This window comes from Micromonospora sp. ATLC16 (assembly GCF_057196645.1).
On record NZ_JBXUOW010000007.1, the window covers coordinates 101,682 to 123,565 of the forward strand.

The following is a 21,884-nucleotide window of genomic DNA, read 5'->3' on the forward strand; positions in this document are numbered from 1 at the left end:
CCGATGTCCCGGCCTGACAACGTGACCACCCGGTCCGCGCCACCGCCACGATCCAGGCGCACCGGTCGGGTACCCGTCGCGTTGCTGCTGCCCGCCGCCCTCGGCCTGCTCTTCCTGCTACTTCCACTGGCAGGTCTGCTGGTCCGTACGCCGTGGAGCACCCTCCCACAGCGCTTGACCGAGCCGGGGGTGCTCACCGCGCTGCGGCTGTCCGTGCAGGCCGCCACTTGTGCCACGCTGCTCTGCCTCGTCCTCGGGGTGCCCCTGGCCTGGCTGCTCGCCCGCGTCGACTTTCCGGGCCGCCGCCTCGCGCGTGCCCTGGTCACCGTGCCGCTGGTGCTTCCGCCGGTGGTTGGTGGCGTGGCTCTGCTGCTCGTCCTCGGCCGGCGGGGCATCCTCGGCGGCTGGCTCGACAACACCTTCGGATTCACCCTGCCGTTCACCACGGCCGGTGTGGTGCTCGCCGAGGCCTTCGTCGCGATGCCGTTCCTGGTGATCGCCGTCGAGGGCGCGTTGCGCGGCGCGGACGTCCGCTACGAGGAGGCGGCGGCGACCCTCGGGGCGGGCCGGTGGACCACCTTCACCCACGTCACGCTCCCGTTGGTCGCCCCGGGCATCGCCGCCGGAGCGGTGCTGTGCTGGGCCCGGGCGCTCGGCGAGTTCGGCGCCACCATCACCTTCGCCGGCAATTTCCCCGGCCGTACGCAGACCATGCCGCTCGCGGTGTACCTCGCCCTCGAAACCGACCTGGAGGCGGCGATCGTGCTCAGTCTCGTCCTGCTCACCGTCTCGGTGGTGATTCTGGCCAGCCTCCGCGACCGCTGGCTCGGCAGCTCGTGACCGCCGGTCCGAACTCTCCCGGCGTGGATCCGAGCCCGCCGGGCGAGCCATCCTCCGACCGTGCGGTGCTCGACGCCCACCTCGTCGTGGACCGTGGCACCTTCCGACTCGACCTGCCGCTGACCATCCACCCCGGCGAGGTCGTCGCTCTCCTCGGACCGAACGGTGCCGGCAAGACCACCGCGCTGCGCGCCCTCGCCGGCCTGCTCCCCCTCACCGACGGGCACCTCAGCCTCGCCGGCCGCCACCTCGACCGTCCCAGCCGACGGATCTGGATCCCGACCGAGCAGCGCCCGATCGGCGTCGTGTTCCAGGACTACCTGCTGTTCCCGCACCTGACCGTGCTGGACAACATCGCGTTCGGGCCACGACGGCAGGGCCTCGACCGGCAGCGGGCCCGGCAACGGGCCGTGGACTGGCTGGACCGGGTCGGGCTCGCCGACCATGCCCGACGCAAGCCCCGGCACCTGTCCGGCGGGCAGGCCCAACGGGTGGCCCTGGCACGGGCCCTCGCCGTCGAACCGGCACTGCTGCTGCTCGACGAGCCGCTCGCCGCCCTCGACGCCCGTACCCGGCTCGACACCCGCGCCCAGCTCCAACACCACCTCGCCGGGCATCGCCGCGCCACGCTGCTGGTCACCCACGACCCGATCGACGCCGTCGTGCTGGCCGACCGGCTGGTCGTCATCGAAGACGGACAGTTGGTGCAGGAGGGCGACGTCGCCACCGTCACCGCCCAGCCACGCACCGACTACGTCGCCCGCCTGGTCGGTCTCAACCTCTACCGGGCACGCGCGGACGGGCACCGCGTGCTGCTCGCCGACGGGTTTCACCTCGTCACCGGCGACCAGCACGAGGGTGGCGTCTTCGTCGCCTTCGCGCCGTCGGCCGTGGCGTTGCATCCCCGTCGCCCCGACGGCAGCCCCCGCAACACCTGGCCGGCCACCATCACCGGGATGCAGCGCCACGGCGACAACCTGCGGGTGCAACTCGACGGCCCGATCACCGTGGCGGCCGACATCACCCCGGCCGCCGCCGCCCAGCTGCAACTCGCACCCGGGCGGACGCTGTGGGCCGCCGTCAAGGCCGCCGAGACCCGGGTCTACCCAGCCGCGGTGGCACCCGCCGACGCGAATTCGTAGCCCGACCGGTAGCGGGAAGCCGCCCGCGGCGTCGAGCAGCGGCGTCGACCACAGCGGTTCCGGTGTTCGCGGAGGACCGCGATCAGCAACCGGAGAGCGGTTGGATGCGATCAGCCGCCGGCGCCCTCGGCCGAGCCGTCCGGACCGAGCGCGCCCTCCACCTCGCCGACGTCGAGGTGCACATGCTGGTGGCCCTGCCCGGCGTCAATGTTGATCTGGTCGAGCTGGGTCGCGGCCACCGACCACGTGGTGACGGCGAGGGTGGCCTGCCGCGCGGCCAACTGCATCCGCTCGGCACGCCCGCTGGCCGGACCGGCCAGCGCGAGAGCGACCGAGTCGACCGCGACGGCCACCTGGTCGACGGCGCCACGCAGACCGCCACGGGCGACGTTGGTGGCGGTCATGCCCGACGGCGGGTCGGCGAACTGGGCTACCAACCGCCCTACGGTCTGCTGCCACTGGCCGACCTTGGCCTGCTCGGGCGTGCGCCCCGCCTCGGCGTCCTGGCGGACGGCGCGGATGATCGGCGCGAGTTCCTCGCCCGTGCGGTGAGCCATCTCGGTGAGCTCGACGATCTGCTGCGCGTCCCGCTCGGCGTCGGCCTGGCGCATCTCCGCCACGCTCGCCTCCGTCGGGTCCGGTCGACCGACAGCGTGCCCGACCAGCCCGCCGGCCGGGGCCGCCACCAGGACCGCAGCCGCGGCGGTGGCGACGATCCACATCCGCTGCCGGTGCTGCCGCTCGGGTGGGGCGACCAGGTAGGAGGGCCTTCCGGTTCGACGGGACATGACACCCCTCGCATCGACGGCTGTTGCCAGGGAGCGTAACCCTCACCCCGAGCGACGTCGATAGTTTCCGCACCGCAGACCGAACTTTCGCCGCGAGAAACGAAAGCCGCTCGGTCTACCCCTCGACCGGCACGCCCAGCCGGGCGAGCGCGCTACGGGCGCGGGCCTGTTCCTCGGGTCTGTCGATCTCCATTGCCAGGGTCAGCGCCTCGACGTGCCGCGCGACCGCCTCGTCGCGTGCGCCCTGGCCGGTCAGCGCCCGCCCGAGTCCGTTGAGCACACACGCCTCGCCGTACCGCTCCCCGATGTCGCGGAAGAGGGCGAGGGCCGGTTCGTAACACTCGACGGCCTGCGCGAACCTGCCCAACGCGACGTTTGCGTCACCGAGGTTGTTCAGCGCGGTCGCCTCGCCACCGAGATGCCGCAACTCACGAAAGATCGCCAGGGCACGGCTGTTCTGGTCGACCGCGGCACCGGGGCGGCCCAACCGTTCGTGGACGGCCCCCAGGTTGGTCAGGGTGTTTGCCTCGCCGACCCGGTCGCCGATCTGGACGAAGCGGTCGAGCGCCAACTCGTGGTAGCCACCGGCGCGCTCCCAGTACCCGGCCGCGCTGTGCACGACACCGAGGTTGCCCAACACCCGGGCCTCACCGCGACCGTCACCGGCCGCGCGGAACAACGGCAGCGCGCGCTCCAGATGCCCGACACCCTCCGGGTAGCGGCCCAACTGCCAGCACACCACGCCCAGACTGGTCAGCGCGGTGGCCTCGGCGACGGTGTCGCCGAGCAGCCGCGCCGCATGCTCGGCCTCGGTGTGCACGGTGATCGCGTCGGCCGGGTAACCGCCGTTGTCGAGATAGACGTAGAGAGTGCCGGCAAGCCACACGGCGTGCCGTGGCCAGCCGTTGCGGGCCGCGTGCACGCACACCGCCACGAGGGTGGCGCGTTCCGCGTCCAGCCAGCGCAGCGCGGTCCTGGGCTTGTCGAGCACCGGGACGGCCGGGGGTGGCTGGGGCAGTGACGGTCGACGGTGCCGCTCGGCCGGATACAACGCCTCCATCGCCGCCGCCGCGCTGTACAGGTAGTGGTCGAGCAGGCGGGTCAGGGCGGCCCGCCGGTCCGCCGGTCGGTCCTCCTCCCGGCCGCGCTCCCCCGCGTAGGCACGAACGAGGTCGTGCAAGGCGTACCGCCCGGCGACGGGCTGCTGGACCAGATATTCGGCGGCCAGGTGACGCAGGTCGGCCGCGGCGGTGGCCGGGTCGCTGTCCAGCAGGGCGGCGGCACCGTGCTCGTCCAGATCCGTGCCGGGATGCACGGCCATTCGCCGCAACAGCGTCTGCCGCTGGTCCGGCAGATGCTGGTACGACAGGTGCAGCGCCAACTCCACACCACTGTCGAGTCGGCGGTGTCGGTGACGCTCGTCCAGCAGGTCGGCGTGGTCGGTGACCGTCCACGCGGGCCGCGAGGCCATCTGGCCGACGACCACACTCAGCGCCAACGGCAGGTACCCGCAGCGCAAGGCGACGCGCCGATGCGCCGACGGATCGCTGCCCACCGCCACGCCCGGATTCGAGCGGACCAGCAGCCGCTCCGCCTCCTCCGGCGTGAACAGGTCGAGGTCGAGATGCACCGCCTCGTCCAGGTCGGCGAGCCGGCGTCGGGAGGTGACCAGTGTCAGGGTGCCGGCCGAGCGCGCCAGGAGCGGACGTACCTGCTCCGCGCCGGCCGCGTTGTCGAGCACGACCAGCACCCGTCGACCCGCGAGCCGCTCGCCGAACGCCGCCGCGCGCTCCGCCATGCCGAACGGGATCTCGTGACCGGACATGCCCAACAGGCGCAGGAATCCGTCCAGCACCGCGCCCGGTTCGGCCGGTGGCTGCCCCGGGTCCGGATGGTAGCCCCGCAGGTCGACGAAAAGCGTCGTATCGAAGTGCCCCTCGTCGACCAGCGACCGGCCGGCGTGTACCGCGAGGTGGGTCTTGCCGACCCCGGCCATCCCGGCGAGCACGCAGACCTGACCGCCGAGCCCGGCCGGGCCGGGCTCGGCGGTCAGCACGGCCAACTCCCTGAGCCGGACAAGCTCCGCCTGACGACCCGTGAAGGCCGCCGCGTCGTCGGGCAGCCGGTCGAGCACCCGCACCTGGGCGGCCGCGGTCGTCTCGGCGAGACTCACCCGCAGTGCCTGTCGCCAGTGCGCGAGGTAACCCGTCTCGTCGTGCAACGCCTGCACGACGGCGAGCATCAGGTCGGCGTTGATCCGCCGCCGCCCGGTCTTGAAGCAGTCCACCACGGTGCCCCGGCGAGCCATCTCGTCGACGGGACGACCGTCGGCCCGCCACCGCTCGTTGACCCGCCGGGTGATCGTGTCGTACGAGGAATCACCGGCCCAGAGCTTGAGCGCCCGCAGGCAACCGATCAGTTCGTCGAGGCTGTGGGCCGTGCCCGGGTCGGGTGGCCCGTTGGACACGGCAGCCTTCATGACACTCACGAGTTGCGACGATAACAATCGATCCCACGCCACCGCGTACGGAATCGTTTGGACTTCGCAGGCGGGCGCGACGGACGTGTTGGGATCAGGCGGGATGACGGCCGCCACGGGGTACGGGGGCGTGGCGGCCAGCAAGCGTCAGGCTGCCTCCGGCGCAGCCGGCTGGACCTCCCGGACCGTCAGGCGAAGCGGGCCGGGTCACCGGCACCCACCCGGACTATCTCGGGCTCGCCGTCGGAGAAGTCCACCACCGTCGTCGGTTCGGTACCGCAGTCACCCGCGTCGACCACGGCGTCGACGGCATGGTCGAGGCGTTCCTTGATCTCCCAGCCCTGGGTCATCGGCTCCTCGTCGCCGGGCAGCAGCAGGGTGCTCGACAGCAACGGCTCGCCGAGTGCGTCCAGCAGCGCGCGGGTGACCGGATGAGCGGGAATGCGCACCCCGACGGTCTTCTTGCGGGGGTGCCACAGCCGTCGGGGCACCTCCTTCGTGGCGGGCAGGATGAAGGTGTAGCCGCCGGGGGTGGCCGCCTTCACCGCCCGGAACACCGCGTTGTCCAACTGCACGAACTGACCCAGTTGAGCGAAGTCGCGGCACATCAGCGTGAAGTGGTGGCCACTGTCGAGGTGGCGGATCTCCCGGATCCGATCCATGCCGTCCTTGTTGCCCAACCGGCAGCCCAGGGCGAAGCAGGAATCCGTGGGATAGGCGATCAACCCGTCCCCGCGGATGATCTCGATCACCTGACCGACGGTGCGCGGTTGCGGGTTGTCCGGGTGCACGTCGAAGTACCTCGCCATGAGCCGAAGCTTAGAGCGACCGCGTCCGCTGTCGCGTTGCCGACAGTGGCACACCCGGACAGGCTTCGACGTCCATCGTTGCAGCTATGGTCGTACGCGCGCCCGGCGGCGGCTACGGGGACATGCTCCGGCCCCCCAGGACGCCGACCCCGGTCCGGGTCACCGTGTTCGCCTTCACGCTGCTCGCACTGCTGTTCGCACTCGCGACGGCGCACCGGGCGCTGGCCGCGACCGGGTCCCTCGGCGCCGTCGCCTTCTTCGCGGTGATGGCCACCGCATGCGCGCTCGTCGCGGTCAGCCTGGTCACCCGCCGCCGCTGGGCGCCCTACCCCGCGTACGCCCTGGCGGCGCTGCTGGCCGCCGCCTCGCTGGGACTCTTCGGCGCGATCACGGTCGTCGGGCTGGGCCTGCTCGCCTGGGTGGCGGTAGCTCTGAACACCAGGTCCTCGCGGGACTGGTTCGGCCGGCGTGGGCGGCTGCGCTGACCGTCTGGTCCCGGGTGCGCCACCGCGACCGCCATGGCCAGCCCACCGGCCGGCCGAAGCGGGCGGACGGTCCTCAACGGATTGACAGGCGTGCCGGCCCTGGGCAGGCTGGGTGGGCAAGACGTTGTCAGCCGAAGTGGCACACGGGGAGAGGCCATGAGGCGTCCACGCGTCAAACCTGAGCACGCGCCCTACCGGATCGCCGACGGCCGGATCCGGATCGGCGGCCCGACGTACGGCATTGCCGCCGAGGTGGCCGATCCCAGCGGTGCCGTCTGGTACCTGCTGGAGAGCATGGACGGCAGCCGTAGCGTGGCGGAGATCGTGCGCCGCGTGCGGAGCGTGTATGCCGACCATCCGAGCACCGACATCCGCGCCGCCCTGCAACTCTTCGTCGACTCCGGGTACGTCGAGGAGGCTGACGCACCCGATCCGCCCGAGCTCAGTGAGCGCGATCGGCAGCGTTTCGACCGCAGTCGGGCGTACTTCCGCTGGATGGACCTCGTCCCCCGGGACAACACCTGGGAGCCGCAGGTCGCTCTGAGCCGCGCGGCCGTCACCGTGATCGGGCTCGGTGGCACCGGCGGGATCGCGGCCATGGCGCTGGCCGCCAGCGGTGTCGGCCGACTCCGCTGCGTCGACCCGGACGTGGTCGAACTGTCGAACCTGAACCGTCAACTGCTCTACGCCGAGCAGGACATCGGTCGGGCCAAGGTCGACGTGGCGGTGGAGCGGCTTCGGCAGATGAACTCGACGGTCGAAGTCACCGGGCTCCGGCAGCGCGTCACCGACACCGAGCAGGTGGCGGCCCTGGCCGCGGAGTGCGACGTCCTGGTGCTAGCCGCCGACCACCCACCGGAGCTGCGACGGTGGACCAACCGTGCCTGCCTGGCCACCGGCACCCCCTGGGTGGACGCCGGCTACCACGGCCCGCTGGTGCAGGTCGGGCGGTACGTACCGGGCACCGGCCCGTGCTGGGAGTGCGTCCGGTGGGCCGACGCCGAGCAGCACCGCGCGATCGGCGTCCGACACGCCGACACGGTACGGCGCAACGCGGCGGTCGCGAACGCGGTTGCCGCACCGACGGCGGGAATCTCGGGTCACCTGGCAGCACACCATGCCATGGCGTTGATCACCGGCGTACCGGCGCTGCCGGCCGGGCGGGTCGACGCGGTCAACCTCCTGGCCCCCGACGCGACCTTCGTCCGCGACGACCCACGCCGACCGGACTGCGCCGCCTGCGGGACGCCGGCGTGACCGGCCCCGGGGTGAGCGGACGCGCCACGCCCAGGGCAGACGCGTCCGACACGATGCCGATCGCCGACCGCAGTCGGATCCGGCTGCACCGCCTCAGGCTACGTCCGGAGGGCAACTCCTGGGTCGTCGGCCGGGTCGACACCGGGTCGTTCGTCCGACTTCCGCCGATCGGGCACCGGGCCATCACGCTGCTACCGCACGCCACCGTCGGGGAGGTGCGAGCCACGCTGCGGGAGGAAAGCGGCCCCGACGTGGACGTCGCCAAATTCGTCTCCGACCTGATCGACCTCGGCTTCGTCGCAGAGATCGACAGTCGACCGCTACCGACGGCGCCGGTGCCCAGACCGATGCTGCCGTGGCTGCGTCCACGGCACGTCCGCTGGCTGCTGCATCCGGTGGTTCCGCTGATCGCGGGCAGCGTGGTGTTCGCCGCCGCAGTGGTGATCGGCCGCGACCCCGTGCTGGCACCACACCACCAGGACCTGCTCTGGAGTGAGAGCGGCGGGCTGATCCTGCTCGGCAACTTCGGGATCGTCTGGAGTCTGATCGTTCTGCACGAGCTGTCGCACCTGGTCACCGCCCGTGCGGCCGGGGCACCCGGTCGGATCAGCCTCGGTACCCGTTTGCAGTTCCTGGTCGCGCAGACCGATGTCAGCGGCGTATGGGCGGCGCCCCGCCGCGACCGCCTGGCCGTCTACCTCGCCGGTATCACGACGAATCTGGTGATCTACGCCGGAACGGTGCTGGTACGGGCCACCAGTGTCGCGGGTCCGGCCGATGGACTGCTCGGGGCGGTGGGCCTGCTCTCGCTCAGTCTCGTCCCCGTGCAGTTCCTGGTGTTCATGCGTACCGACATCTACTTCGTGCTGCAGGACGTGACCGGCTGCGCCAACCTGTACGCCGACGGTTCGGCCTATGTGCGACACCTGGCGGGGTGGCCGGTGCGCCGGTTCTGGCGGGCGGCCGCCCCGGGTGAGGACCCGAGCCGGCGACTCATGGCCCGGGAACGCCTGGCCGTGCGGTCGTACGCCGTCGTGCTGGTTGGTGGGACGGTCGCCTGCCTGGCGGTGGCGGCTCTGATCAGCCTCCCGGTGGCGGTCACCGTGCTGACCTCGGCCATCGGCACCATGCTGGCCGGCGGCTCGGCCGGCCACCTGTTCGACGCGGTCGCGGTAGCTGCCATCAGCGTCGTCTTTGTCGTCCTGTGGACCCGTGCCTGGTGGCATCGACACGGGCGCCGGGTCCGACGGGGGATCAGCCGCCAACGGCGGCAGACCGGAAGGAGGTGAACCGCGTGAAGAAGTCGGACGGCCGCAAGGCCGACAAGCCGCAGGCCGGCAAGCTCGACAAGATCGAGATCCGCAAGCTCGACAAGATCGAGACGACTGCGATGAGCAGCAACCCGTCCGGCTGATGCCGACGGACCGCCGGCTCGACGCGACTCCGGTCGTGCCGAGCCGGCGGCACCCGGGAAGGTGACAGCACCGAGGCAGAAAGGTGAGACCGTGCGGGATCTACTCGATCAGGCGACCGGGAGGCGACTGGCGCGGGAGGAGTACCTGACGGACTTCTGGGAGCGCTTCTGGGCCGTCGGCGGCGCCGACATCTGGAAGCTGGAACGACGGCAGCACTTCCAGGAGCCCGGCTATGGGGTGTGGGAGGCGTTCGCCCGGGGCGACTGGCCGGAGTCGATGCGGCTGCTCCAGGTGGACCGTCAGCAGATCACCGCCGAGCACCAGCGGATGGCCCGGCACGCGATCACGCTGCACTGGGTTCGCGTGGTGGAGCCGCCGCTGAGCGAGTACGTGCGGTGGAACCTGCACGTGCTGCGGATCAGGGCGGAATGCGGCACCGACGTCCGGATCGTCGGGCCATCACAGGTCGCACCGCTGGAGGGCAACGAGCCGCTGCCGGAACTCGTCACGGTGGCCGACAAGACGCTCTACGAGGTGCGTTACGACGTCGACGGCGTACTCGTCGGCGCGGATCGCTACGTCGACGCGGACCTGGTCCGGACGTGCCGCCAGGTGGTCACCGACCTGCATCGGACGGGCGAGCCGCTGACCGACTACTTTCCCCGCGAGCTGGGCTGATCAAGGGACCAGCGCGGTCCACCGGCGGCACCTTGACGACCGATTTTAAGTCAGCAATTATTGAGTCTATGGAGGTTGAGCTTTGTTCGTTGCCGGAGCGGGCGCGCACCCATGCCGCGCTCGGTGACCCGGCCCGCCTGGCAATCGTGGACGCGCTCACCCTCGGTGATGCCTCACCCGGCGAGATCGCCAACCGTCTCGACCTGCCGACCAACCTGGTCGCCCATCACGTCAAGGTCCTCACCCAGGCCCAACTGGTGGTGAGGGTCCGCTCGGAGGGCGACCGGCGGCGCACCTACCTCCGGTTGCGCCCCGAAACACTCGCCGCTCTCGCCACCCCCCGACTGACCGGAGTCGGTCGGGTGGTCTTCGTCTGCACCCACAACTCGGCCCGCTCGCAGCTGGCCGCCGCGCTGTGGCGGCACCGCACCCGCGGCACCGCCGCCTCGGCCGGCACGCGGCCGGCGGCCCGGGTCCACCCCCGCGCGGTCACCGTGGCCCACCGCCACCATCTCGACCTCGACCCCACCGGCACCGCCCACGTCGCCGACGTCGTACGAGGCGACGACCTCGTGATCGCCGTCTGCGACAACGCCCACGAGGGAATGACCGGGCAGTCACGCCCCCGACTGCACTGGTCGATTCCCGATCCGGTCCGGGTGGACACCGACGAGGCGTTCGAGTCCACCTACGCCGACCTCGCCGACCGGGTCGCCCGGCTCGCCCCCGCCGTCCTACCCGGAGACCAACGATGACCATCGCACTCTGGCGGCGTCTGCTGGCCGAGTTCGCCGGCACCGCCCTGCTGGTCACCGCCGTGGTCGGATCCGGCATCATGGCCACCGACCTCTCCCCGGACGACGTCGGCCTGCAACTGCTGCAGAACTCGATCGCCACTGCCTTCGCCCTCGGCGTACTGATCCTGATGTTCGGGCCGGTCTCCGGCGCGCACTTCAATCCGGTCGTATCCGCCGCCGACTGGCTGCTCGGCCGCCGATCGGGCACCGGCCTCTCCCCCCGGGAACTCGCCGGTTACGTCGCCACGCAGGTTACCGGGGCCGTCGCGGGGTCGGTGCTGGCCAACCTGATGTTCGGCCTGAGCGCGGTCAGCCTCTCCGGCAGGGAACGCGGCGGCGGCAACCTGTGGCTCGGCGAGGTCGTCGCCACCGCCGGACTGGTCCTGCTGATCTTCGCGCTGGCCCGGTCCGGCCGCGCCGTCGTGGCGCCGGCCGCCGTGGGTGCCTACATCGGTGCCGCCTACTGGTTCACCTCGTCCACGTCGTTCGCCAACCCGGCCGTCACGGTCGGCCGGGCGTTCACCGACACCTTCGCCGGCATCGCCCCGGCCTCCGTACCGGGTTTCGTGGTGGCACAGCTCGTCGGTCTCGCCGTCGGGCTCGGCCTGCTGGCGGCCCTCTACCCGGACGCCGGTGCCGCCGCCGACCAGGTGGTCGTGCCAGCCGACGACCAGGCGACCGCGAGCCGACGCCGGTGACCCCCACGCACGGCCGACCGCCAGCCACGACCCCCGCACCGCAGAAAGGCGCCTCGTGACCGACAAGCCCAGCGTCCTGTTCGTCTGCGTACACAATGCCGGCCGTTCCCAGATGGCCGCCGGCTGGCTGCGCCACCTCGCCGGCGACGCCGTCGAGGTCCGCTCCGCCGGCTCCGCGCCCGCCGACGCGATCAACCCGGCCGCCGTGGCGGCCATGCGCGAGGTGGGCATCGACATCACCGACCAGATCCCCAAGCTCCTTGAGTACGGCACCGCGGAGTCCTCCGACGTCATCGTCACCATGGGTTGCGGCGATGCCTGCCCGGTGTTCCCCGGCAAACGCTACGAGGACTGGAAGCTCGACGACCCGGCCGGCAAGGGCGTGGCGGCGGTCCGCCCGATCCGCGACGAGATCCGCACCCGGGTCGAGAAGCTGCTGGCCGACCTGCGGCCAGCAATCTGAGCAGCGCCGCGCGGCCTCGACCAGGGACGCGCCGTCGAGGGTCGACAGGCTCCCCCGCCAGCCGAACCGCAGCCACAGTGGAGAACAGGGTGAAACGCAACGGCGCTGGCCTACTGGCGCGCCCGGTGACGGCTCGTCATCGAGCCGGCTCGTGATGCTGTACCTGACCGCCCTCAACCCGACCGATTCCGTGCTGGACGGCCTGCTGCCGGCCGCCGACAGGCTCGGCGTGTCGGTCACCGTGCTGACCGACCGGCCCGACGACTGGCCCGCGACGGTGCCGACGCGGGGCTGCCCGGTGCGGGACCCGCAGGCCGTCACCGAGGTGGTCCGGGACGGACCAGCCGCGGTGGGGCTGTTCTCCAACAGCGATCACCTGCAGGCCGCGACGGCGCTCGCCGCCCGTCGCCTCGGTCTGCGCGGCAAGGATCCCGAGTCGGCGCGACGCTGCAAGGACAAGGCCGCCACCCGGCAGGCCGTCGCCGACGCCGGTCTCGACATGGTCCACGCCCAGCGCCTCGCGCCGGGGCAGCCACCGGCGTTCGACGTCTTCCCCGCTGTGGTCAAGCCCCGTGACGGCGTCGCCAGTGAGGACGCCTTTCTGGTCACCGACGCGGACGAGCTGACCCGGCGGGTGACCGAGATCCGCGCTCGCCGGCCGGACGCGGCACTCGTGGTGGAGGAGTACCTGCCGGGCGAGGTCCGCACCCACGACACCCTCGGAGACGCCGGGACGCTGGCCGTGCTCGGTGGCTGGCGTACCACGCTCGGCCCGCCGCCCACCTTCACCGAGCTGTGCCTGGAATGGGCACCGGCAACTCCGGCGACGGCCGAGCGGCTGCGGGCTCAACTGGACGCGCTCGGCGTCCGGTTCGGTCCCTGTCACACGGAGTTCGTCGTGCACCGGGAACGACCTCGGCTCATCGAGGTCAACGACCGGTTGATCGGTGACCGGATGGATCTCATCCTGGCCGAGCTGCTCGGCGTGCCGTTGTTCGAGCACGTCATCCGGCTGCACCTCGGCGAGTCCGTGACCGACCTCGGTCTGCCCGACCCGGCCGCGGTCGACCAGACCGCCCGGGTGGAGTACGTCTGCGCCGACCGCGGCGGCACCCTCGTCGCCGCCCCCGGGCCGATCGACACGGTACGGGACGGGGTCCGGCTCGGCTGCCGCCCGCTGCGGACGATCGGGACCACCGCCCGGCACACCGGCACCAACCGCGACTACCTGGCCGTCCTGCACGCCATCGGGTCGGATCCGGCCGTGGTGCGCCGCGCGCTTGTCGAGTTCCGCGCCGGACTGGACTGGGTGATCGACACGTGACCGATCCGGTGGAGCGGCAGCTGTTCCACCGGGTGCTGGACGCCCTGCTGCGCGAGGACCATCTCGGCCTGAGCAGCGACGGCGGCCCTGACGGCCCCGGCTGGTGGCAGGCACCGCACCGCGCCGGCCGGTTGCGTCTTCCGGTCCGTCCCGACGGCTTCCAACACGCCGTCCGCCTCGCCCACCCCGAACTGCACGTGCACCCGCCCGGTCGGACGCCACGTCGGGTGGACACGCTGGCGGGCCTGTTGGAGCTGCTCGCGCCGTACGATGACGTCGAGGCGGAGCTGGGGTGGCGCGCCTTCACCGACGAATGCCGGCAGGACCTGCTCGCCCGGCGGCTGGCCGAGACCACCCGACCGCACACGTACGCCCGGATAGCCGCCACCCGGGTCGCCCCGCCCGCCGGTTTCGGCGGCGCCCTTCTCGACGACGTGCTCGCCGCCCACGCCGGCCATGCGGTCTACCCCACCGACCGGTGCCGGCACGGCCTGGACGATGCCGAGCTGCTCCGGTACGCACCAGAGCACGCCCCCACCTTCGCCCTGCGGTGGCTGCCCGTACCGGCCCGGACGCTGCGGCTGAACGGGCGGCTGCCCGCCTGGTGGCCGGCACCGCGCCAGCACGGACAGGTGCTGCTGCCGGTGCACCCGCTCACCGCCGACCGGTCGTCCCTGCCGGTGCTCGACGCACCTGACATCACCGTGCGGCCCACCCTGTCGATGCGGACCGTCGCCCTGGACAGCGATCCGACGACCCACCTGAAGCTGCCGCTGCCGACCGCGAGTCTGGGCGCCCGCAACCGCCGTACCCTCGCGCCCGATTCGCTGTCCGACGGCGCGGCGGTGGCGGCGCTGCTCGACCGGATCGCGGCGGAGCAGCCGCGCTTCGCCAACCGGATCACGCACGCCGACGAGCGCGTCTTCGGTCACTGCGACGACGAGCTGCGGTCCTTTCTGCTGCGTCGGCTGCCTGCCGGAGCGGAGCGGGCGACCGTGGTGCCGGTGGCCGCGTTCGCCGCGGCGGATCCCACCGCCGGCACGGTCGCCCAGCGGATCGGCGGTGCCGACCCGACCCGACTCCTCGGGTCCTATCTGGATCTCCTGCTCGACTGGCACGTGTGCCTGTGGTTACGGTACGGAGTGGCGTTGGAAGCACATCCGCAGAACATCCATCTGGTCCTACCGTCCGACGGTCCGATCCGGCTGTTGTACAAGGACAACGACGGCGCCCGGCTGGACCCCCGACACGCGGGCACGGTCCGACTGCGCGATCAGCGGATGTGGATCCGCCATCCCGGGGAGCTGGCCGACATGTTCGTCACGATCACCCTTCACCTGGCGGCGGCGGCTCCCCTGCTGGCCCTGGCGGACCGGGGTGTCGCCGTGCCCTCCCCCGGCGAGGCCCTCGCGCCCCGACTGCGCGCCGCCCGCGACCGGTGGGGCGACACACCCGCCGCGCGAGCGCTGGTCGACCGCGTACTGACCGCCGACCGGTTGCCGGTCAAGGCGATGCTGACCGCCGGCACGCTGCTGCCCAAGCAGCGGATCGGCTGCACCGACGTGAACAAGTTCTACCGCCGCACCGGACCCAACTACCTGCGGAACACCTCGTGACGCCGCAGACCGCCGAGGCCACCGCCCGGCCGGCGGAACGCGCCGCCGATCTGGCCACCACGCACACCCTGCTCTCCTGTTACCTGCGGGAGGTGGCCGCGCCCGACGGCGCGGCCGAGGCCGTCAGCGGGCGGCTCCGGATCCGGTTGCCGCACCTGGGGCTGACGCTCACCTGCCGGCTGGCCCGGTTCTCCCCCGTGCTGGCGCACCGCTATGTCGGCCCGGTCCACTGCCGGCCGGCGGCGACGCCGGTCGCCCGCCGCCACCCGTTCGTGCCGGATCCGCCGGCCACCGACACGCCGGGCGACGGCTCGGCGGCCACCGAGGCGCCGATCGACGGCGCTCAGCTCGCCCGGCTGCTCGCCGCCGAGCTGAGCGCCCGGACCGGGCTGACCAACGACGAGTTCGTCGAGCAGGTGCTCGGTAGCCGGGACGCGTTGGTCACCCTGTTGAGGCATCGCCCGTCCAGCGACCCCACCCCCACCGGCGACCCGGTGGTCGACGACTATGTCGACTCCGAACAGTGCCTGGTACACGGCCACCCGCATCACCCCAGCCCGAAGTGGCGCAGCGGTGATCCGGCGAGTTGGCGTCGCTACGCCCCGGAGCTGCGCAGCACCTTCCGGCTCAGCTGGCTCGCCGTGCCCGCCGACCTGGTGGCGGGCGACGGGCCGGTCGACGAGCTGATCGCGCCGCTGGATCCACCGGACGCGCCACCCGGTCATCACCTGCTGCCGGTGCATCCGTGGCAACTGGACCTGATGCCGCCGACCGATCCGAGGTTGCGCCGGCTCGGCCCGGCCGGTGTGCCGGTCCGCCCGACCGCGAGCGTCCGTACGCTCTACGCCCCCTCGGTCGACCTGTTCCTCAAGACCAGCCTGCACGTACGCATCACCAACTGCCTGCGCAAGAACGCCCGCTACGAGTTGACCGGGGCGGTGGCGTTGACCCGGTTCCTGTCCGGCGTGCCGCTTCCCGGGGCGGTCGCGTTGCTGCGGGAGCCCGGCTACCGGACCGTCGACCTGCCGGGGGCGGACGAGGCGTACGGCACCATTCTGCGGACCGGGGTACGCGAGCATCTGCGGCCGGGTGAACGGGTGGTGTTGGCGGCGGCGCTGGCCGCCGCGCCGCTGACCGTGCCGGACCCGTTCGACTGGTGGCGGGCCTACGTCGAGCTGCTGGTACCCGCCGTGCTGCGACTGTGGCTCGGCCACGGCGTGGTCCACGAGGCACACCTGCAGAACGTGCTGGTGGTCCTGGATCCGGACGGTCGCCCGGTCCGCCTGATCCTGCGTGACCTCGAAGGATTGAAGCTGGATCTCGGACGGTTGGCGGCCTGGCCCAACCGGGTGCCACGGCAGACCGCCTACACCCCCGCACAGGCGGCCCGGCGTGTCGTCTACTGCCTGTTCGTCAACCATCTCGCCGGTCTCGCCGGTGCGCTCGCCGACGGCCACCCCGGCACCGAGCCTCGACTGTGGCAGACGGTCCGGCGAGCCGTCGAGGCAGCGTACGCGCAGCTCGGTGAGCCGGCCGAGCTGCGTCCGCTGCTGCACGGCGCTCCGCTGACCGCGAAGGCGAACCTGCTGGTCCGCTGGCACCGGGCCGCCGACCAGCAGGCGCCCTACGTCGAGGTGCCCAACCCGCTCGGTGGCACCGGGTGACCCGATCGACGTACGTCTACGATCTCGCCGCCCTGGCCACGCACGCGGCTGCCGTCCGGGCGGCCCTGCCGGAACGGGTCGAGCTGCTCTACGCGGTCAAGGCCAATCCCGACCCGGGGATGCTGCGCACCCTCGCGGCCGTGGTCGACGGTTTCGAGGCGGCCAGTCGGGGCGAACTGCGGCACCTCGCGGCGGTGCTGCCCGGCCGGCGGGTGGCGGCCTTCGCCGGACCGGGCAAGACCGACGCGGATCTTTCGGCGGCGCTCTCCGCCGACGTGCACCGGGTACATGTCGAGTCCGCCGCCGAACTGCACCGGCTGGCCACCCTGGCGCGGGCCGCCGGACGTACCGTCGATGTGCTGCTGCGGGTGAACCTGCCGGTCGCCACACCGGGCGCGGTCCTGGTGATGGGCGGACAGCCGAGCCCGTTCGGCATGGACCCGCCGGAGGCGGTCCGGCTCGCCGCCGACCCGCCGGACGGTGTCCGGGTCCGCGGCGTGCACGCCCACCTGGCCAGCGGGCTCGACGCGACGACCGCCGCCGGGGTGGCGCGCGAGGTGACCGACTGGGCGGTGCGGCAGGTACGCGCCGCGGAGGTCAACGTCGGCGGCGGCATGGCCGTCGACTATCGCCGCCCGGAGCACCGCTTCGACTGGCCCGGCTACGGTCGGCTGCTCGGCGAGGTGTTGGAGGGATATCCGAGAGTCCGGCTCCGGATCGAGCCCGGCCGCGCCGTGGCGGTCTACTGCGGGTCGTACCTGACCGAGGTGATCGACGTGAAGCGGTCCCACGGCCAGTGGTTCGTGATCGTCGCCGGGGGCACCCACCACCTGCGGACGCCGGCAGCCAAGGGACACTCCCAACCCTTCGTGGTGGTGCCCCGCGACGGTGCCGGGCCGCGTACCGGCGGTGGCCCGGTCACCGTCGTCGGCCAGCTATGCACGCCCAAGGACGTGCTGGCCCGCGACGTCGACAGCGACCCGATCGCCGTCGGGGACCTCCTCGTGTTCGGGATGGCTGGCGCCTACGCGTGGAACATCAGCCACCGCGACTTCCTCATGCACGATCCGCCCGACTTCACCACCGGTGACCCGCTCGCCGTGGCCCGTGGGTGGGGCCGCTAGCGGGCAGCGCTTCGGCGACGACGGCGCCGCTCTCGTGGCGGGCGGACCCAGTTTGTGGGGCCGGGCGGACCGCCGCCGTCAGAAGTCGTCGTCGAAGGCGACCGTGCCGGCGACCCCGACCTGGTAGGCCGACACCCGCCGTTCGAAGAAGTTGGACAGCTCCTGCACGTCCTGCAACTCCATGAAGGCAAACGGGTTCTTCGACCCGTACAGCGGTTCGATCTCCAACTGTGCCAGCCGGCGGTCGGCGACGTGCTGAAGATACTCACGCATGTCGGCCAGAGACAGCCCGGACACGCCCTGTTCGAGCAGGTCGGCGGCGAACTGCACCTCGCACTCGACGGCTTCGGCGAGCATGTCCCGGACCTGCTGTTCCATCTCGGCGTCGAAGAGGTCCGGCTCCTCGGCGCGTACGGTGTCGACCACGTCGAAGGCGAAGGCCATGTGCATCGACTCGTCCCGGAAGACCCAGTTGGTGCCGGAGGCCAGGCCGTGCAGCAGGCCCCTCGACCGCAGGAAGTACACGTAGGCGAAGGCGCCGTAGAAGAACAGTCCCTCGATGCAGGCGGCGAAGCAGATCAGGTTCAGCAGGAACGCCCGCCGGTCCGCGCGGGTCTTCAGCTCCCGCAACTCGAAGATCGAGTCGATCCATTTGAAGCAGAACTCGGCCTTGCGGGCGATCGACGGGATGTTCTCCACCGCCGCGAACGCCGCGAACCGTTCCCGCTCGTCCGGCACGTAGGTATCCAGGAGGTTCAGGTAGAACTGGACGTGCACCGCCTCCTCGAACAGTTGCCGGGACAGGTAGAGCCGGCCCTCCGGGGAGTTGACATGTTGGTAGAGGTTGAGCACGAGATTGTTGGCCACGATGGTGTCGCCGGTGGCGAAGAACGCGACCAGCCGGGACACCAGGTGCTGCTCCGCCGGGGACAGCTTGGCCAGGTCGGCGAGGTCGGAGTGCAGGTCCACCTCCTCGACGGTCCAGGTGTTCTTGATGGCGTCCTTGAACCGGTCGAAGAACTGCGGGTAGCGCATCGGCCGCAGGGTCAGGTCCATGCCGGGGTCGAGCAGCATCTGCCGCTGGCTGGTGTCGGGTTCGGAAACAGTGGTCACTGGCACGCCTCGCAGCTCTCGGGGTTTTCCAGGGAGCAGGCCAACGCCTCGTCGTCGCTGACCGCGACGATCGGCTTGACCGCCGGGGCGACGGCGACGGTGGCCTGCTGGATCCGGGTCGCCGGACGCGACCGCAGGTAGTAGGTGGTCTTCAGCCCGGCCTTCCAGGCGTACAGGTACATCGAGGAAAGCTTGCCGATGGTCGGCGCGCTCAGGAACAGGTTCAGCGACTGCGACTGGTCGATGAACGGCGCCCGGGCGGCCGCCAGGTCGATCAGCGCCCGCTGCGGCAGCTCCCACGCGGTACGGAACAGCCCGCGTACCTCCTCGGGCAGCTCAGCGATGCCCTGCACCGACCCCTCGGCCCGCTTGATCTGCTCCCGGACCGGCGCGGTCCACAGTCCGCGCGCCTTCAACTCCCGGACCAGGTACGTGTTGATCTGAAGGAACTCGCCGGACATCGTCTCCCGCTTGAACAGGTTGGACACCTGCGGCTCGATGCACTCGTAGCACCCGGCGATCGACGCGATCGTGGCGGTCGGTGCGATCGCGACAAGCAGCGAGTTGCGCAGGCCGTGGCGGGCGATCCGCTCCCGCAGCGCGGTCCACCGCGACGCCTGCGTCACCTCCGCGCCCCACAGGTCGGGATGCAACTCACCCTTCGCGGCGCGGGTTTCGGCGTACGCCGGATGCGGGCCGAACCGCTCGGCCAGCCCGGCCGACGTCTCCAGCGCGGTCAGGAAGATCTCCTCCTGGACCCGGGTCGACAGCTCCCGCGCCGGCGCCGAGTCGAACGGCAGACGCAAGGTGAACAACGCGTCCTGCAGGCCCATCAACCCGAGCCCGACCGGACGCCAGCGTGGGTTCGACACCGCCGTCTGCTCGGCCGGGTAGTAGTTGATGTCGATCACCCGGTCGAGGAACACCACCGCCGTGCGTACCGTGGCGCGCAGCTTTTCCCAGTCGACGCCGTCGGCGCTCACGTGCGCGCCCAGGTTGACCGAACCGAGGTTGCACACCGCCGTCTCGGTGTCGTTGTTGACCTCCAGGATCTCGGTGCACAGGTTCGACAGGTGGATCGTGTTGCCCGGCGCACCGGTCTGGTTGGACAGCCGGTTCGCCGCGTCCTTGAACGTCATCCAGCCGTTGCCGGTCTGCGCGAGCGTACGCATCATCCGGCCGTAGAGGTCGCGGGCCTTGACCGTCCGGATGGCGGTCTTCTCCGCCGCCCGGTACGCCTCGTCGAACTCCTCGCCGAACAGGTCCGGCAACTCGGGCGCGTCCGACGGGTCGATCAGCGACCATTCGCCGTCCGCCTCGACCCGGCGCATGAACTCGTCGGGGATCCAGTTGGCCAGGTTGAGGTTGTGGGTACGCCGGGACTCCTCACCGGTGTTGTCCCGCAGCTCCAGGAACTCCTCGATGTCCGGGTGCCACGGCTCCAGGTACACGCAGGCCGCGCCCTTGCGCCGGCCGCCCTGGTTGACCGCCGCCACCCCCGCGTCGAGGGTCTTGAGAAACGGCACGATGCCGTTTGAGCGGCCGTTGGTTCCCCGGATCAGCGCCCCCCGGCCCCGGACCCGCGACCAGGAGATGCCGATACCGCCGGAGAACTTCGACAGCTTCGCCACCTGGTGGTAGCGCTCGTAGATCGAGTCGAGTTCGTCGCGCGGCGAGTCGACCAGGAAACACGACGACATCTGGGTGTGCCGGGTACCCGAGTTGAACAGCGTCGGAGAACTCGGCAGGTACGCCAGACTCGACATCAGCCGGTAGAACCCGATCGCCTCGCCCGGGGTCTGCGACAGCCCACAGGCGACCCGCAGCAGCCAGTACTGCGGCGTCTCCACCACCAGGCGGGTCTGCGGATGCCGCAGCAGGTAGCGGTCCGCGACGGTGCGCAGCCCGAAGTACTCGAACCGCAGGTCACCGTCCGGGTTCACCGCGTCGTCCAGCTTGCGCGCGTTGCGCGCCACGAACGCGGCGGTCTCGTCCCCGATCAGTCCGAGGCCGTGCGCGTAGCGGATGGACTGGCTGAAGCTGGCCACCTGCTGCCCCCGGACCTCCTTGTCCACGTACGCGGCCAGCAGCCGCGCCGCCAGCTTCGAGTACTGCGGCTCCTCACCGATCAGCTCGGCGGCCGTCTGGATGGAAAGCTTGTCCAGCTCAGCGGTGGTGGCACCGTCGTACAGGCCGCTGATGGTCTTGGTGGCCACCCGCAGCGGATCGACCTCGTCCAGGTCGGCCACCCACCGCTCCACCGCCCGAACGATCTTGTTGACGTCCACCGGCTCGGCGTCCCCGTTGCGCTTACGGACCTGCATCACCTGCCGGCGCTGCTCCGACACACCTGGGTCGGAGGCCGGCATCTCCCGCACGACCGTCACGTCTCTCTCCTCGCGCCGTCTACCGAGGGCCTCGGACACGCGGGAGGACGCCACGGGATCCGCGCAGGCGGCACGGCCCGTTCATGGCGTCGGCCGTCCCACGCGGCCTGCGGCCGCCGCCCACGAGTGCGGGCGGCGTGCTGGCAGGTCTTCGGACTCGTGGGCGTGCTCGCGCGCTCCTACTGGCCGTCGCTTCCCAGGCCGGAGCCCAGTGCTGTGTGACGGCTGTCGTTCCCACTCACCGCTGCGGGGCAGCCCCGGATTTCCACCGGGTTCCCTCTTGCCTCGGCCGCCCCGGATGGGCGCCGAACCAGCTACGGGAGACACCATATATGGGCGACCCGCGAACGCAAGACACCAGATGGTGTGTCGGCGTGTCCGTGCATCAGGTGTCACATCCGCACACTTCGGCCAGCGGCGCGTGTGGGTCCCGGCGTGCGATGTTGCGGGTACGGTCGATGGGGTGGCGGCTGGGCGGGTTAGCCTGGCCTGTTGAGCTTGGAGCGGCGTTATGGCCTCGTCCGTCGATCCGCGCTTCGGCGTAGCTCTGCGTGAGTTTCGGGAGCGGCGTGGCCTGTCGCTTCGATCTCTGGGGCAGCTCGCGCATCGGAGTAAGAGTCATCTGCACGAGTTGGAGACAGGGCTGAAGGCTCCGACAGCGGGCACGGCGCGCCACCTGGATCAGATTCTCGACGCGGGAGGCGTGCTTGTTGGCCTGGTGGATGCGCCGGTCGACCACGCCGCCGAGGCCGGCGAGCTGCTTGCGAGAGTCGCTGCCAGTGACGTGAGCAGAGACGTGCTCGAC

The 21,884-nt window shown here is 71.5% G+C and carries 19 protein-coding genes and 1 riboswitch; of the genes, 14 read left to right on the forward strand and 5 right to left on the reverse strand.

Annotated features, from left to right (window positions below; genetic code table 11):
- Positions 1-3: 3 nt before the first annotated feature.
- Together AC2CHE_RS05330 and AC2CHE_RS05335 are read left to right on the forward strand one after the other, a co-directional pair.
- Positions 4-840, forward strand: a complete 837-nt coding sequence (locus AC2CHE_RS05330; protein WP_484503760.1) for an ABC transporter permease — start codon at positions 4-6, stop codon at positions 838-840.
- Between the two features lie 65 nt (positions 841-905).
- Positions 906-1,982: an ABC transporter ATP-binding protein gene (locus tag AC2CHE_RS05335; protein ID WP_484503778.1), complete on the forward strand. Its 1,077-nt coding sequence runs from the start codon at positions 906-908 to the stop codon at positions 1,980-1,982.
- 110 nt (positions 1,983-2,092) lie between these two features.
- Here AC2CHE_RS05335 and AC2CHE_RS05340 read toward each other — a convergent pair whose 3' ends face one another.
- From AC2CHE_RS05340 to AC2CHE_RS05350, 3 genes are all read right to left on the reverse strand, one after another.
- Complete coding sequence (locus tag AC2CHE_RS05340) at positions 2,093-2,770, reverse strand: hypothetical protein (protein WP_484503761.1); 678 nt, start codon at positions 2,768-2,770, stop codon at positions 2,093-2,095.
- A 115-nt stretch (positions 2,771-2,885) separates the two neighbouring features.
- Positions 2,886-5,249, reverse strand: coding sequence for a tetratricopeptide repeat protein (locus AC2CHE_RS05345; RefSeq protein ID WP_484503779.1), 2,364 nt, complete (start codon positions 5,247-5,249; stop codon positions 2,886-2,888).
- A gap of 188 nt (positions 5,250-5,437) precedes the next feature.
- Entirely contained in the window at positions 5,438-6,058 is a 621-nt protein-coding gene (locus AC2CHE_RS05350; protein ID WP_484503762.1) for an L-threonylcarbamoyladenylate synthase, read from the reverse strand.
- Positions 6,059-6,144: 86 nt separating this feature from the next.
- On the opposite strand from AC2CHE_RS05350, the gene AC2CHE_RS05355 reads away from it, so the two are divergent.
- The 11 genes from AC2CHE_RS05355 (at position 6,145) to AC2CHE_RS05405 (ending at position 17,579) form a co-directional block, all read left to right on the forward strand.
- Complete coding sequence (locus AC2CHE_RS05355) at positions 6,145-6,543, forward strand: hypothetical protein (protein ID WP_484503763.1); 399 nt, start codon at positions 6,145-6,147, stop codon at positions 6,541-6,543.
- A gap of 156 nt (positions 6,544-6,699) precedes the next feature.
- On the forward strand, positions 6,700-7,800 hold the full coding sequence (locus AC2CHE_RS05360) for a HesA/MoeB/ThiF family protein (protein WP_484503764.1): 1,101 nt from the start codon (positions 6,700-6,702) through the stop codon (positions 7,798-7,800).
- Positions 7,797-9,089 (forward strand): hypothetical protein, encoded by a 1,293-nt coding sequence (locus AC2CHE_RS05365; protein WP_484503765.1) that lies wholly within the window; start codon positions 7,797-7,799, stop codon positions 9,087-9,089. Before AC2CHE_RS05360 ends, AC2CHE_RS05365 begins: the two co-directional genes overlap by 4 nt.
- 216 nt (positions 9,090-9,305) lie before the next feature.
- On the forward strand, positions 9,306-9,893 hold the full coding sequence (locus AC2CHE_RS05370) for a DUF6879 family protein (protein ID WP_484503766.1): 588 nt from the start codon (positions 9,306-9,308) through the stop codon (positions 9,891-9,893).
- A gap of 68 nt (positions 9,894-9,961) precedes the next feature.
- Positions 9,962-10,648, forward strand: coding sequence for an arsenate reductase/protein-tyrosine-phosphatase family protein (locus AC2CHE_RS05375; RefSeq protein WP_484503767.1), 687 nt, complete (start codon positions 9,962-9,964; stop codon positions 10,646-10,648).
- Positions 10,645-11,388 (forward strand): aquaporin, encoded by a 744-nt coding sequence (locus tag AC2CHE_RS05380; RefSeq protein WP_484503768.1) that lies wholly within the window; start codon positions 10,645-10,647, stop codon positions 11,386-11,388. Before AC2CHE_RS05375 ends, AC2CHE_RS05380 begins: the two co-directional genes overlap by 4 nt.
- A gap of 55 nt (positions 11,389-11,443) precedes the next feature.
- The gene (locus AC2CHE_RS05385; protein WP_484503769.1) at positions 11,444-11,851 is read left to right on the forward strand and encodes an arsenate reductase ArsC; all 408 of its coding nucleotides are present in this window, start codon (positions 11,444-11,446) and stop codon (positions 11,849-11,851) included.
- A 154-nt stretch (positions 11,852-12,005) separates the two neighbouring features.
- Positions 12,006-13,175 carry an ATP-grasp domain-containing protein gene (locus AC2CHE_RS05390; RefSeq protein WP_484503780.1) on the forward strand — a complete coding sequence of 390 codons (1,170 nt, stop codon included), beginning with the start codon at positions 12,006-12,008 and terminating at the stop codon, positions 13,173-13,175.
- Entirely contained in the window at positions 13,172-14,791 is a 1,620-nt protein-coding gene (locus AC2CHE_RS05395) for an IucA/IucC family protein (protein ID WP_484503770.1), read from the forward strand. Before AC2CHE_RS05390 ends, AC2CHE_RS05395 begins: the two co-directional genes overlap by 4 nt.
- Entirely contained in the window at positions 14,788-16,455 is a 1,668-nt protein-coding gene (locus AC2CHE_RS05400; RefSeq protein WP_484503771.1) for an IucA/IucC family protein, read from the forward strand. The genes AC2CHE_RS05395 and AC2CHE_RS05400 overlap by 4 nt, the downstream gene beginning before the upstream one ends.
- A complete protein-coding gene (locus AC2CHE_RS05405; RefSeq protein ID WP_484503772.1) occupies positions 16,452-17,579 on the forward strand; it encodes an alanine racemase in 1,128 nt (375 codons plus the stop codon). The genes AC2CHE_RS05400 and AC2CHE_RS05405 overlap by 4 nt, the downstream gene beginning before the upstream one ends.
- A 78-nt stretch (positions 17,580-17,657) precedes the next feature.
- Here the strand turns inward: AC2CHE_RS05405 and AC2CHE_RS05410 are convergent, their stop codons facing one another.
- The gene (locus AC2CHE_RS05410; protein WP_484503781.1) at positions 17,658-18,653 is read right to left on the reverse strand and encodes a ribonucleotide-diphosphate reductase subunit beta; all 996 of its coding nucleotides are present in this window, start codon (positions 18,651-18,653) and stop codon (positions 17,658-17,660) included.
- A 35-nt stretch (positions 18,654-18,688) separates the two neighbouring features.
- Positions 18,689-21,061: a ribonucleoside-diphosphate reductase subunit alpha gene (locus tag AC2CHE_RS05415; RefSeq protein WP_484503782.1), complete on the reverse strand. Its 2,373-nt coding sequence runs from the start codon at positions 21,059-21,061 to the stop codon at positions 18,689-18,691.
- A gap of 143 nt (positions 21,062-21,204) precedes the next feature.
- A riboswitch (cobalamin riboswitch) is annotated at positions 21,205-21,409 on the reverse strand.
- A gap of 181 nt (positions 21,410-21,590) precedes the next feature.
- On the opposite strand from AC2CHE_RS05415, the gene AC2CHE_RS05420 reads away from it, so the two are divergent.
- Positions 21,591-21,884 (forward strand): helix-turn-helix domain-containing protein (locus AC2CHE_RS05420; RefSeq protein WP_484503773.1); only part of this gene is annotated, 294 nt, incomplete at its 3' end.

Excerpts from the sequence above, each read along its gene's own strand:
- AC2CHE_RS05330 (WP_484503760.1), top strand. The coding sequence starts at position 4 with ATGTCCCGGCCTGACAACGTGACCACCCGGTCCGCGCCACCGCCACGA.
- AC2CHE_RS05345 (WP_484503779.1), bottom strand. The coding sequence starts at position 5,249 with ATGAAGGCTGCCGTGTCCAACGGGCCACCCGACCCGGGCACGGCCCAC.
- AC2CHE_RS05355 (WP_484503763.1), top strand. The coding sequence starts at position 6,145 with ATGGTCGTACGCGCGCCCGGCGGCGGCTACGGGGACATGCTCCGGCCC.
- AC2CHE_RS05390 (WP_484503780.1), top strand. The coding sequence starts at position 12,006 with ATGCTGTACCTGACCGCCCTCAACCCGACCGATTCCGTGCTGGACGGC.
- AC2CHE_RS05410 (WP_484503781.1), bottom strand. The coding sequence starts at position 18,653 with ATGCTGCTCGACCCCGGCATGGACCTGACCCTGCGGCCGATGCGCTAC.
- AC2CHE_RS05380 (WP_484503768.1), top strand. The coding sequence starts at position 10,645 with ATGACCATCGCACTCTGGCGGCGTCTGCTGGCCGAGTTCGCCGGCACC.
- AC2CHE_RS05375 (WP_484503767.1), top strand. The coding sequence starts at position 9,962 with ATGGAGGTTGAGCTTTGTTCGTTGCCGGAGCGGGCGCGCACCCATGCC.
- AC2CHE_RS05415 (WP_484503782.1), bottom strand. The coding sequence starts at position 21,061 with ATGCCGGCCTCCGACCCAGGTGTGTCGGAGCAGCGCCGGCAGGTGATG.
- AC2CHE_RS05350 (WP_484503762.1), bottom strand. The coding sequence starts at position 6,058 with ATGGCGAGGTACTTCGACGTGCACCCGGACAACCCGCAACCGCGCACC.
- AC2CHE_RS05360 (WP_484503764.1), top strand. The coding sequence starts at position 6,700 with ATGAGGCGTCCACGCGTCAAACCTGAGCACGCGCCCTACCGGATCGCC.
- AC2CHE_RS05340 (WP_484503761.1), bottom strand. The coding sequence starts at position 2,770 with ATGTCCCGTCGAACCGGAAGGCCCTCCTACCTGGTCGCCCCACCCGAG.